The 10,829-nt window shown below is 42.4% G+C and carries 14 protein-coding genes and 1 pseudogene; 7 read left to right on the top strand and 8 right to left on the bottom strand.

Features of this window, described 5'->3' with window-relative positions; translation table 11 throughout:
• Nucleotides 1-260: 260 nt before the first annotated feature.
• The 8 genes from CEW93_RS10175 to CEW93_RS10140 all read right to left on the bottom strand — a co-directional run bounded on the left by CEW93_RS10175 (nucleotide 261) and on the right by CEW93_RS10140 (nucleotide 6,153).
• Entirely contained in the window at nucleotides 261-1,955 is a 1,695-nt protein-coding gene (locus tag CEW93_RS10175) for a DEAD/DEAH box helicase (protein WP_089538757.1), read from the bottom strand.
• A 4-nt stretch (nucleotides 1,956-1,959) separates the two neighbouring features.
• Nucleotides 1,960-2,457, bottom strand: a complete 498-nt coding sequence (locus CEW93_RS10170; RefSeq protein WP_089538758.1) for a siphovirus Gp157 family protein — start codon at nucleotides 2,455-2,457, stop codon at nucleotides 1,960-1,962.
• Nucleotides 2,444-2,641, bottom strand: a complete 198-nt coding sequence (locus CEW93_RS10165; protein ID WP_089538759.1) for a hypothetical protein — start codon at nucleotides 2,639-2,641, stop codon at nucleotides 2,444-2,446. The genes CEW93_RS10170 and CEW93_RS10165 overlap by 14 nt, the downstream gene beginning before the upstream one ends.
• 96 nt (nucleotides 2,642-2,737) lie before the next feature.
• A complete protein-coding gene (locus CEW93_RS10160; protein WP_089538760.1) occupies nucleotides 2,738-3,256 on the bottom strand; it encodes a DUF669 domain-containing protein in 519 nt (172 codons plus the stop codon).
• A gap of 60 nt (nucleotides 3,257-3,316) precedes the next feature.
• Entirely contained in the window at nucleotides 3,317-3,991 is a 675-nt protein-coding gene (locus CEW93_RS10155; RefSeq protein ID WP_089538761.1) for an ATP-binding protein, read from the bottom strand.
• A 150-nt stretch (nucleotides 3,992-4,141) separates the two neighbouring features.
• On the bottom strand, nucleotides 4,142-4,480 hold the full coding sequence (locus CEW93_RS10150; RefSeq protein WP_255504098.1) for a hypothetical protein: 339 nt from the start codon (nucleotides 4,478-4,480) through the stop codon (nucleotides 4,142-4,144).
• 52 nt (nucleotides 4,481-4,532) lie between these two features.
• Nucleotides 4,533-5,390: a DUF6731 family protein gene (locus tag CEW93_RS10145; protein WP_089538763.1), complete on the bottom strand. Its 858-nt coding sequence runs from the start codon at nucleotides 5,388-5,390 to the stop codon at nucleotides 4,533-4,535.
• A gap of 61 nt (nucleotides 5,391-5,451) precedes the next feature.
• Nucleotides 5,452-6,153: a helix-turn-helix transcriptional regulator gene (locus CEW93_RS10140; protein WP_089538764.1), complete on the bottom strand. Its 702-nt coding sequence runs from the start codon at nucleotides 6,151-6,153 to the stop codon at nucleotides 5,452-5,454.
• A 133-nt stretch (nucleotides 6,154-6,286) separates the two neighbouring features.
• Between CEW93_RS10140 and CEW93_RS10135 the strand changes: the two genes are divergently transcribed.
• The 7 genes and pseudogenes from CEW93_RS10135 to CEW93_RS11090 all read left to right on the top strand — a co-directional run bounded on the left by CEW93_RS10135 (nucleotide 6,287) and on the right by CEW93_RS11090 (nucleotide 10,800).
• On the top strand, nucleotides 6,287-6,499 hold the full coding sequence (locus CEW93_RS10135) for a Cro/CI family transcriptional regulator (RefSeq protein WP_089538765.1): 213 nt from the start codon (nucleotides 6,287-6,289) through the stop codon (nucleotides 6,497-6,499).
• Nucleotides 6,496-7,011 (top strand): DNA-primase RepB domain-containing protein, encoded by a 516-nt coding sequence (locus CEW93_RS10130; protein ID WP_089538766.1) that lies wholly within the window; start codon nucleotides 6,496-6,498, stop codon nucleotides 7,009-7,011. The genes CEW93_RS10135 and CEW93_RS10130 overlap by 4 nt, the downstream gene beginning before the upstream one ends.
• Entirely contained in the window at nucleotides 6,968-8,908 is a 1,941-nt protein-coding gene (locus tag CEW93_RS10125) for a DUF3987 domain-containing protein (protein WP_089538767.1), read from the top strand. The genes CEW93_RS10130 and CEW93_RS10125 overlap by 44 nt, the downstream gene beginning before the upstream one ends.
• Nucleotides 8,909-9,207: 299 nt before the next feature.
• Complete coding sequence (locus CEW93_RS10120) at nucleotides 9,208-9,546, top strand: RusA family crossover junction endodeoxyribonuclease (protein WP_186727966.1); 339 nt, start codon at nucleotides 9,208-9,210, stop codon at nucleotides 9,544-9,546.
• The gene (locus CEW93_RS10115; protein WP_089538769.1) at nucleotides 9,543-9,926 is read left to right on the top strand and encodes an antiterminator Q family protein; all 384 of its coding nucleotides are present in this window, start codon (nucleotides 9,543-9,545) and stop codon (nucleotides 9,924-9,926) included. The genes CEW93_RS10120 and CEW93_RS10115 overlap by 4 nt, the downstream gene beginning before the upstream one ends.
• A 103-nt stretch (nucleotides 9,927-10,029) precedes the next feature.
• Nucleotides 10,030-10,305: pseudogene (locus CEW93_RS11095) on the top strand (HNH endonuclease); the annotation flags it as partial.
• Nucleotides 10,306-10,323: 18 nt separating this feature from the next.
• Entirely contained in the window at nucleotides 10,324-10,800 is a 477-nt protein-coding gene (locus CEW93_RS11090; RefSeq protein WP_370511952.1) for an ATP-binding protein, read from the top strand.
• Nucleotides 10,801-10,829: the final 29 nt, after the last annotated feature.

Below are 10,829 nucleotides of genomic sequence, written 5' to 3'. Positions count from 1 at the left end.
TGCTCTTTATCACACAAAGTAGCAATCTCACGGCTAGACATGGTCAAAGCCTGATTGTTTGTTGTGAGCTGGTTAATGGTTAATTGATTGGGTTTCATATATGATTCCTTTGGTTGGGTGTTGGATGCAATCAGCCCGTCTCGTGAGCCACTCGGTGTTTGCCTTGTTAGGTTGCCAATCAAACACAGCTATGGATATGACGGCTCTCATAGCTTACCGCCTAATGCTAAAAAACTTAAAAGGCATTAGAGTTGAGAATCTTAAAATGGCATGTCATCATCTGAAAAAGACCGTGTGGGTGAATAAGAAACATTTGGCACGCTGTCATAAAATTTTCTCTTATCCTTAATTTGCCAATATTTGCTACCTGATTCTTTGCTGCATAAAATAGCACTTGGCATCTTATGAGGCGTACTATCTAATGTCTTGATAACATCATCAACACTAAATGGCACACTACCACCAACTGTATCCGCCCACCATTCGCATGCTTTTTGTAGGGCAAAACCTGAATGCTCAAAACATTTCCATTCACTGATGGGATACATCTCACCAATGTCATAATCTATCCGCAAAGTTGGTGGTTTATTGTCCTTTTGGTGTTTGTGGTAGCTGACATTGAATACGTTAAACCACTCTTCAATAGGTGGCTCATATCCTGCTAATGGCGCGGTATTACTTGCGGTTATGCCGTGTGTACGTGGGGTATTGTTAGGAAACTGCCAGCCACATTCTACACATTCAGTAGCATAAGCATCATTCACATTACCACATGAATTGCAGTACTTAATCGGCTTACTGCCACTACCACTTGTTCTGATTTTATTGCGTCCTTTGATTAGATTTACCGCCCCCAATACCTCGGTGGTATCAGTATAATCTAGCCACAGGCAATCTTTTTTACCATCAGCAATCCGCATACCACGTCCTGCAATTTGAACATAAAGCACAGGCGAGCGTGTGGGACGTAGCAGCACGATACAGTCAGTTTGGGGTGCATCAAAACCCGTGGTCAGCGTACCAATGGACACTAAGGCATTGACAGCATTAGGGTCATTTTTGGGGAGTTTGTAACGGTCCAATACATTACTACGTTCACTTTTGGGGGTATCAGCAGTAATAAGTTTTGATGTCAGCCCCATAATCTTATTAAGCTCATCAAGGACCTTATGGGCGTGTTCCTTATTGACACAATAAAAGAGAAATTTATTACGTGCGTGGTAAGCAGTAATAAAAAAGTCATCTATCACTTTTTTAATCAGCTCTTTATCAGAGACCACCTGTGCCAAATCTTTAATAACAAAATCCCCACTGACGATTTTTAAATCGCTGGTGTCAATTTTGGGTTTATCAGTTTTATCCACAACAAGAGGGGCAAGATAGCCTTGCTCCAAAAGCTCATCCATCGTGATGCGTACGGCTGTTCCTGCAAATAAAGGGTCGTCCCCTTGCCACAGCCACACGCCATCTCCCCTAAATGGGGTGCCTGTAAAACCAATCACACACAAAGATGGACTACCAAAACGCTTGATGTCATTAATCAAAGTGCGATACATACCATCGTCTTTACTATTGACATTGTGGCACTCATCTATCAGCATGATGTCCACTTTGCCCAGTTTGTTGGCGTGTTTGGCGATAGAGCCGATGGTGGCAAAGATAATTTGACTTTCTAGGTCTTTTTTACCCAGTGATGCACTACATATGCCAGCAGGTGCTTCTGACCATACTGTCAGAAGTTTTTCTAAATTTTGCTGACACAGCTCACGGCTTGCCACACACATGACGATACGAGCAGTAGGTTGCATGGCAATCACACGCCGACATAATTCAGCAATAATGACTGATTTACCTGCTCCTACGGTAGCTTCTACGATAGGATTACCTGTGGGGTGGCGTTGTAACCACCCAAATAAATCATTGATTGCTTTTTCTTGATAAGGTCTAAGTTGCATGGGATTATCCTATTCTGATATGCTTGCCTTTTTCCATACTTACGCCTTCAATGACAATTCCATTTTTGAGAGCCATTTCTAGGGCAGATTTATTGGCTTCTACCTTGATGAGTTTAAACTCGGTGGGTAGAGCGTTTACATCCACGATGTTAATACTTGCCTTTGAATTGTTCTGCAAGCGAATTGGCATGATTGGGTCGTCAATCTTGTCAATGTCATGGGTAAGCATTGCCACACGCATATTTTCTTTTAAAATGTCGGTACGGTTTTGTAACGCACGTTTTTTAGCGGTTAAGCGTTTGATTTCGCCATCCAAACCATCAATGTCGCTTTGTGTGTTTTTGATAAACTTGCCATAATTGATAAGTTTGTTTGTCAAATCACTTTTAAGGTCCAAAAGTTCATCAATGGTTGCTTGACTTGGCGTGTTGCCATTTTCTAGCATTTCACCCAATGCGGTCAGGCGTTCGGCTAGGGCTTGATTGATTTCATAGAGTTTCATGTTTTTTCTCCAATTCTCTTAATTCAATGATGATTTTATCAACAGGAGCTATGTATTGCTCATCTTGGGCATAACGAACGTTGTCGTCATAAAATTGGTCATTCATGCCTGCAATGGATTTGATAATCATCATGCAAAGGGCGATAAAGCCAATGATGGCGAATATTTTTTCAAAAAAATTCATTATTTTTCCAAATTTTGGGTGTAAAAGTCCTTGCCTTGTGTTTACAAGGCAAAAACTTTACAATTTAAAAGATTAAAAAATTAAAGAGTGTGGGAACTAACCCTGTCTCGCCCACGGATTGCCCTGCGGTGCAGGTGCAGGATTACCTTGCGGAGCATTAAAGCCCTGTGGCTGACTGCCAAATTGCGAATTGGACTGCATTGGATTGTTTAGCCCAAAGAACTTTTTCACTGAGTTTCTCGGTTCGTACTGACCACTTTTGTCAGTTTCAATCGCCACACGAATGCCAACAGGAATGCCATGCAGTTGCTCTGAGTCTTTCAAGGACAAAATTCCGCACGCCCCAGCAAGTTGTGCCATTTGCTCACGTCCAATGATTTGGGCAGTGGCATTAGCATTGGTAAGTGTGATGTTTTGAAAAACCAAACGTCCTGCAAACTCACCTTCTAGCACTTTAAGGCTAAGAGCAAGGTATGAGCCACGACCGTCTTTGGTTTGCTTGACTTCCGAGCGGTTCACTTCGGCGGTGTAGTTACCCGCAGGGATTGGGGCGAAGCTATCTTTTTGAGCGTTTTGAACTTCGCTTTGGGTGAAGTTTAGGTTGAGTAGTGCCATCGGTTTTCTCCTGTTTGGCGGTTTCGGCTGTTCGTTACGTTCGTTGCCGTTTAGTTGATGTTAGCCCAGTATCTTTTGTTGGATATGGGCAAGGTTTGCCACTTCTCGCTCAGATAATCGCCCTGAGCGGTCTTTGGCGTGGTATTTGATGTCAGGCGTGGTCTGCAAATAACGCACAGACTCACCATCTGCATTCTTTTCAACACGCAAAAAGAACACTTCATCAAAAAAATAAGGCAGAGCTTGACCAAGTTTTTTACCTGGGAGCATGGGTTGATAACGCACCACGCCTGTATCATCTTGGTAAGATTCTAATTTGGCGGTAAAATAGACATTACGGGGCAAATCACGAAACGCCCGAATCATGTCTTCCATTTTTTCTTGCATTTCGCCGTAGGCTTGGCGGGGGTCTTTGACGGTTTTTTTGGCAGCAGATAAGATGACTTCACCCATCTCACTCACGCTATCTAAGCAAATCCAATCGTAACTTTGCCCCTGTGGGTCGGTCGCAAGCCAATGATAGGCATTCATTAAGTCCTGTATGGACTTAATCTCAATCACAGCAATGTCCGCCCCTATAATGGACAAAAGCCCAGCTTCTGCCGACAGAATAATCGTGCGAGCGTGGTCAGGTGTGGTAGCACATAGGCACGTTTTGCCTGCCCCTGCTTGACCATAGACCAGCACTTTTATGCCGTGAGCATTGGCTAGGGCTTTGGTGGTGGTGATGTTCATAATGAACTCCGTTGTGGGTTGATGTATGTATTATACTAAAAGTAATCAAATATTCAATACTTTTATTATACTAAAAGTAATTTATTTTATAACTCAATGATTATTAAGAGAAAATTTAGGCGTAAAAAAACCGCCGTGGGGGCGGCGGCATCAAGAATGGAGATTGTTAAGCACTAAGAAGAATTTATAGATGGTACGACAGCCAAACGCCATCGTAAGAACAGTCAATGAGGTCGCCCAAGCGAACAACTGAGGGGCAATAAAAAACAGTGTGGCAAGGTAGGTGGCAATAACGGTAAACAGTAGACTGCTTAAAATCTTACTGCTTAGCATAAGATTGGTATAATGTCCTGTAACGGTCATATTTTTTATGAGTTGGTGTGATGATAGGCTAGCGATGATGGCAAGCAGGGTGAATAAAAAACCCAAAAATGTACCAAAGAGTGAAATAATGACCTTACCTACATCTCGTTGGTCGGTAAGGCTCATGGTTATTAAGTGTGGGTAGGTGAAATAGCATACAACACAACCACAAAAACTACTAATAAGTAGCCATGTAACAGGTTCTATGTACTTCTTCAATTTCATCTAACTTGTCCAAATAGGCATCTATAATTTTTTGAAAAATGGCTTGGCTATCCTTCTTGTCCTTAGTGTATGAAAAATTTTGGTCTATGTAAAGAATTTTATTTGCCAAAAAGTCAATGGGCGACACCTCATTACCATCTAAGTCCTTCACTTTTGCAGTGAGCTTATTGGCTCCTAGCCCCATCATGTTGTTGATATTTTCCATTGTGTTGGACAGCCAGCCATTTTGTTTTCTTCTATCAATCTTAACAGTAAAATCCACAGTGTTTGCCCCTGATTGGGATAGTGCAGATAGAGCTTGGTTACTCCACATATTGCCATCATAGACAAATAGTGATGACACAGGCATAGAGCAAGAAATTTCTACCACATTCTTTTTGAATAATAGGGCTTCTATTGATGATTTTTGCAACATTGGTGTCATGCCAATTCGTTTGCCGAGTAGGGACTTTAGGCATTCGCGTAGCTGAGTGTGAGTGTTGGCGTGTCTATTTCTGATGTAGGCGATGATATTGTATTGAGGAAAATAGGCGAAGTGATTGCTTTCAAAAATTCCTTCATCATCTGCAAGCTCCAAAGGTTTGCTTTGACCACCTGCTTGACCATATTCTATACCATCATCAGGACGCACCTTGCGAAAAAGACCACCAATGACCCCATTTGGTAATTCAATCAAAGCTAAGTCTCGACTAAAGTCTTGGTTGTTAAAAATATGCGTATTGCCCACCAAAGATTCTAGGCATGTACTGATGGCTGGCGTGTCCGCATTGGGCTTTATGTGGTATAACTGTAAAAATTCTATGGTTGTCATTTTGCCTCTTTTTCACTATTAACCAATATTGCATGAATCATCATATTAATTTTTTTGCCTCTTAGCCTGCCCGCCAAAACTGACGACCAATTACCCGAAAATCTGCCCCATTGTCTTCGGTTACTTCCTTATCACGGTATTTTGGATTTTTGCTGTGCAAAATCAGCTTGCCCCCAGCTTCCTTAAAGATTTGTTTGAGCATTGCCTCGCCTTCAAAATACACCGCATAAATCTGTCCATCTCGCACCATTGTGTCTGACACATCAATGGCAAAGACATCGCCATCATAAATAAACTCTTCCATACTGTCGCCTGTGGCATACAGCAGACGAACATTTTCCTGCTTGATGTGCCGACTGGTCAAAAAATCAGGCTCAAATGCCAGTTTCTTTTTGGTGTCTTCAAAATGACAATCTATGCTCACCCCATCGCCATAGCTAAATGAGATGTCCATCAAAGGCAGCCAAATTTTGCTATTTGGGTCTATTTGGGCGGTGCTGATGGGTTGGCTAGTATTATCTAGATCTAGCATGAATTGGACTTGGTGGGGTAGGGTATCCATCTCTCCTTCGCCTGTGGCGAGCCAGTGGGCATCCACGTTGAGAGCATGGGAAATTTCTAAAATATTTCTAGGTTTTAAGGTTGAGCCATTCTCAATTTTAAAATAAGTTGGTTGAGATATGCCTGCTCGTTTAGCTACTTCCTGTTGTGATAGGTTTGCCAGTTCACGAGCATATTTTAATCTTTGGGCTAAGGTATTCATGGCTTTATTACCTTTGTTTTTAAATACTTTATTTTAATACCTTTTGTTGTTAAAAATCAAGTTATGAAAAACTATTGAATAATTATACCAAAAGTAATATAATTTGATTTCTTATAATAGATTAAGGTATTATATGCAACAAGAAATCTCAGAAGTTATTGCTCATTTTGGTACACAGGGCAAAACAGCACAGGCATTAGGTTGTTCTCAAACAACCATTTTTAAATGGTTACATGGCAAGATGAACATAACGCCTATTTATGCCATAAAAGTTGAAAAAATAACCAACGGCAAATTTAAAGCCATTGACCTTTGTCCTAAACTAAAAGAGCTGGAAAACCTATGAACCTACTTTCCTACCTTGGCACACATCATACCTTCCAAACCTTTGATGACAATGCCGACCGCAAAGACCCCAAACTTGCCCATAAATTTCACGGCACGTTAGATATGCACGCTAACACCCTGCACGCCCTAAACGCACAAGGGGCAGGCGTGTACGTTACCGTCAATGCGACCGATGGCAAAGGACGCACCAAAGCAAACATTACCGCTGTGCGTGCTTTGTTTGTGGATTTTGACACGGTAGATGAGTCCCGAGTGGCTCGTTTGACCACTTTGCCTGTACCGCCCACGGTTATTGTGGAGAGTAGCCACGGCAAACACCATGCTTATTGGGTGGTGGACGGCATTGCTCTTGATGAGTTTAGCCTGCACCAAAAACAGCTCATCAGTTACTTCACCGCTAAGGGCGATACGCCCGATAAAGCGGTGCATGATTTGCCCCGTGTTATGCGATTAGACGGCTTTATCCATGCCAAGGTTAAAAAATGGCGTGGCGAGTCCTGCTTTTACTAGCCGTGTGGTGCATACAGGGGACAAAATCTCCCTTGATGTCATGATGGCGTGGTTAGATAGTATGGACGATGTCAGCTCTTTAAGTGTCGCCACTGCACCAAGTAAGACAGTCTATGCTAGTCAGGTGGTATCTGGTGGCGATGGCACAGCATCTGCTTATGTACGCCAACAGGCTCATGGAGCTTGGCAATTTGTGCTTGGTCGCTTGGGGTATCGCTTTACTGGTGGCACACACGAGCCTTGTCCGCACTGCGGTGGTAAAGACCGCTTCCGCTTTGATGATAATAACCTAGCCAAGGGTGATGGTGGCTGGATATGCAGTCAAGGCAATGGCGACACGGTCGGTGGCGATGGTTTGTCGTTTTTGATTGACCATGTTGGCATGAGTGCATCTGATGCGGTCAAAAAAGTGGCAGACGTGCTAAATATTGATTTACCTTCAAATTCTCACGCAATGGTAAATGGCGACATCAGTCATTTCATCCAAAATATTGAGACAAATAAAAATGCTCCGATGGCGGTCGGAGCATTCAAACACGCAGATGACATTAAACTGCCTACGCATTTTAACACAAAAGACGTGCCAGAGCAACTACTTTCTTTTCCTGTGTCTGTTTTGAATGACATCTTGGTATGGATGGAGGGATTTAGCCGTCAGCCCCAACGTCAAATCAGTGTGCAAGGGGTAATAGCTTTGGCGAGTGTCCTGTGTGGGCGTATCTATCAATCTACCGAAATGAACACATCTAGCCTATATCTGATGGTGCTTGGTGAGACAGGTGTCGGTAAAAACTACGTTAAGACCGCCATACAGTCCTTTTTGACTCAGTCTGATTTGATAAGTCTGTTAAGTGGTAGTGGTAACACATCTAGTGGAGCGGTATATTCAGCTTTGATGGACGCACCTTGCCACATTCAAATCATGGATGAGATTGGCAAGCATTTGCAGACTGCAAGAAAACAGCAAAATGGACAAATGGCAGAGAGCTTTACCACACTGGTAGAAGCCTATTCAGCCACCACCAGTCTTATGCTTCCCAAAAACTACTCAAATATGGGCAGACGTAAAAATGACCAAGTTAAAAAGACTGAGCAGATGGTGCATTGTCCTGCCATTACTTTATTGGGGCTTGCCACACCTGCACAGATGTATGACAACCTAAGTACGGTTGATGTGGAAGATGGATTTTTAAACCGTCTTATTTGCGTGGATATTAGCTTGCCATTGGGTGAACGTGTACGCCGTCAATCTACATTATTGCCTAGCCATTTGGTTGATTGGGCGAGAGAGGTTCGCAATCCTGTGGGCAAATCTCGTACTGACTTAACAGGTAAGGATACTGCTCATAACATTGCTCCAAGTGCCAAGCAGGTTATTTTTACTGATGAAGCATTGGATTTGTTTGATGATGCAACCGATTTGCTCATTCAAAAAGAAAATGATGGTGAATTGAAGTTGCCTGATATGACACGTCGCTGGATAGAAAATGCCATGCGATTAGCTACGTTGCTTGCCATCTGTGCTGATAATAATAATCCTGTCATCACCCCTGATTTGGCAGGTTGGGCATTGACCTATGTCATGCACTATGGGCAGGATTTTATGGATAAGGTTGCCACCAAAGTCGCAGACAGTGATTTTCACCGTTTGTATCTTAAAATTTTTGAGTTGGTGGAAAGGTCAGGCAAAAATGGCATGACTGAGCGTGATTTGGCAACATACAGTCGTCTGTTTGCATCTAGCACACCAGTGCAACGTGAGATGGCACTCAAAGCTCTTTTGAGTGAAGAGCGAATTGTGGCAGTGGCAATCGCGACCATTAGTGGTCGTGGTCGCAAGCGTGCATGTTTTATTTTGCCAAATTACTTTCGCGAAGACATTATGGAGATGGTGTAATGATGTGTATTGTTGCAGTAACCATGTCTGCATTTATAACCCTTATGGGACAAGGCTTTAAACCATTGTTGCAGACAAATAAGGGGGTATATACACACCCTAAATGTGTGTGGGTGTAGGGGTGTCTGCAACAATATAAAATATATACATAAACCCTTTATTTATAAGGCTTATAAGTGCAGACACCTTTGTCTGCACTTGTCTCAATAATGCATAGAATATATTTATTAATCATTTATTTTTTTAATTAATAAAAATATATTAAGGTAATTTTTATGAAAAAAATTTTAGATGTTATCTTGCCACAGCCACCTTCGGTGAATCACTACACAAGGAGCAGCCGTCATGGTGGGCGTTATCTGTCAAAAGAAGCTCTGGCGTTCAAACAAGAAACCCATCGTAGAGTTGCACCATTTGCTCCACAATCGCCGTCAGAGAATAGACTGGTGGTTAAGGTAGTGTTTGGCTTTAAAGATGCTAGAAAGCGAGATTTGGATAATTATTTAAAAGTTACACTAGATAGCTTGCAGAACATCATCTTTGCGGACGACAGCCAGATTGATGTACTACTTGTCAAGCGTGGAGCAAAAGTCGCTGGTGGGCAAGTTATGATTAAGATTTGGGAGAGAGCTGCATGAACTGGCAAAAATATACAATAGATGAATGGCTAGAACAATTTGGAACGTGGTGCAATCAATGTGTAGCCCAAGGAGGCAATCTCCCAGATGGTTTGCATATCAATCAGATATATTGGCTGATGCAAAGTGTTGAGCCAAGACCAACAAGACCAAAGACAATTTGTAGAATTAGTGATGATGAGGCAATGGAAATAAATAGATTGTTATGTCAAGCTAAGAAGGTGTTACCTACACAGATTGAGCTACTGGTGGCAAATAAGGTGCAAAAAATTAGTTTGAGAGAGATTGCTGAGATTTATGGTGTCAAGAAAGATAAGGTATATTTAATGGTCATGAATGGTCTTTTTTACTTAGCAGGCTTAAAGGGCTTGACTGTCTAGTCAAGAAATGCTATATTTATGCCATCATGGTCGTATTGTACAAAAGAGACCAAAGTTATTAAAACCGTCCTAGTTGGGCGGTTTTTTATTGGATAAATTATAGATGAAACTCCCCACCCTACAACCACGTCTCAAACCTGCCACCACCCACACCCCAAAACGCAACTGGGGCAAAGGTCGTGGCGGTCGTCCTTGGCGTCGGCTTAAAGATGAGATACTGGCAAGAGACTTATATACTTGTCAGCATTGTGGGCGAGTAGGCGGTCAGCTTGAACTTGACCACATTGTCAATACAGCCAATGGCGGCACAGATGACCCAAGTAATCTACAAATCCTGTGTCATGATTGCCACAAGGTGAAAACTCAGGCAGAAAGCCGTGATGATACTTATGTGTTTATGCCAGATTGGCTCAAACCAATCCCCAATGCCATCTTATTGTTTGGTCCTGCTGGCTCTGGTAAAAGCACTTGGGCAAAACAGCATGGCACAGGTTTTGTCATTATTGATTTAGACGAAATCATTGCCAAGCAAACAGGAAAGCCCATCTATGTCAAAGATGAATATGACTTTATGCAAGGTGTCAGACTGCGCAATGAGCTACTGATGCAAATGACACAAGATAACACACCTTGTATCATCATTTTAACAGGCAGCACCCAGAAGCAAAGAGACTGGTGGATAAAGCAAATCAAGCCACATAAGGTGGTTATCATGGATACGCCAGCCGATGAGTGTATCAGACGAATTAAGGCTGATGACAGACGACCTGATGATGTCAAGGAAAGGCACATCAGCTCAGTGCATACATGGTGGGGGGCATCAAAAAATCTCAGTAAGCCGTTTGCTGGACACCACGCCCCTCCTCGTGCATAAAAAAATTTTGATTTTGGTGAAAATCTCCA

It is taken from the genome of Moraxella sp. VT-16-12, assembly GCF_002224245.2.
GTDB lineage: Bacteria > Pseudomonadota > Gammaproteobacteria > Pseudomonadales > Moraxellaceae > Moraxella.
The sequence above is the reverse complement of the archived record's forward strand: the minus strand, read 5'-3'. Positions and strand labels throughout refer to the sequence as shown.

Excerpts from the sequence above, each read along its gene's own strand:
- CEW93_RS10175 (WP_089538757.1), bottom strand. The coding sequence starts at position 1,955 with ATGCAACTTAGACCTTATCAAGAAAAAGCAATCAATGATTTATTTGGG.
- CEW93_RS10150 (WP_255504098.1), bottom strand. The coding sequence starts at position 4,480 with ATGAGCCTTACCGACCAACGAGATGTAGGTAAGGTCATTATTTCACTC.
- CEW93_RS10115 (WP_089538769.1), top strand. The coding sequence starts at position 9,543 with ATGAACTGGCAAAAATATACAATAGATGAATGGCTAGAACAATTTGGA.
- CEW93_RS10160 (WP_089538760.1), bottom strand. The coding sequence starts at position 3,256 with ATGGCACTACTCAACCTAAACTTCACCCAAAGCGAAGTTCAAAACGCT.
- CEW93_RS10155 (WP_089538761.1), bottom strand. The coding sequence starts at position 3,991 with ATGAACATCACCACCACCAAAGCCCTAGCCAATGCTCACGGCATAAAA.
- CEW93_RS10145 (WP_089538763.1), bottom strand. The coding sequence starts at position 5,390 with ATGACAACCATAGAATTTTTACAGTTATACCACATAAAGCCCAATGCG.
- CEW93_RS10165 (WP_089538759.1), bottom strand. The coding sequence starts at position 2,641 with ATGAATTTTTTTGAAAAAATATTCGCCATCATTGGCTTTATCGCCCTT.
- CEW93_RS10125 (WP_089538767.1), top strand. The coding sequence starts at position 6,968 with ATGCCAAGGTTAAAAAATGGCGTGGCGAGTCCTGCTTTTACTAGCCGT.
- CEW93_RS10170 (WP_089538758.1), bottom strand. The coding sequence starts at position 2,457 with ATGAAACTCTATGAAATCAATCAAGCCCTAGCCGAACGCCTGACCGCA.
- CEW93_RS10135 (WP_089538765.1), top strand. The coding sequence starts at position 6,287 with ATGCAACAAGAAATCTCAGAAGTTATTGCTCATTTTGGTACACAGGGC.
- CEW93_RS11090 (WP_370511952.1), top strand. The coding sequence starts at position 10,324 with ATGCCAGATTGGCTCAAACCAATCCCCAATGCCATCTTATTGTTTGGT.
- CEW93_RS10140 (WP_089538764.1), bottom strand. The coding sequence starts at position 6,153 with ATGAATACCTTAGCCCAAAGATTAAAATATGCTCGTGAACTGGCAAAC.
- CEW93_RS10130 (WP_089538766.1), top strand. The coding sequence starts at position 6,496 with ATGAACCTACTTTCCTACCTTGGCACACATCATACCTTCCAAACCTTT.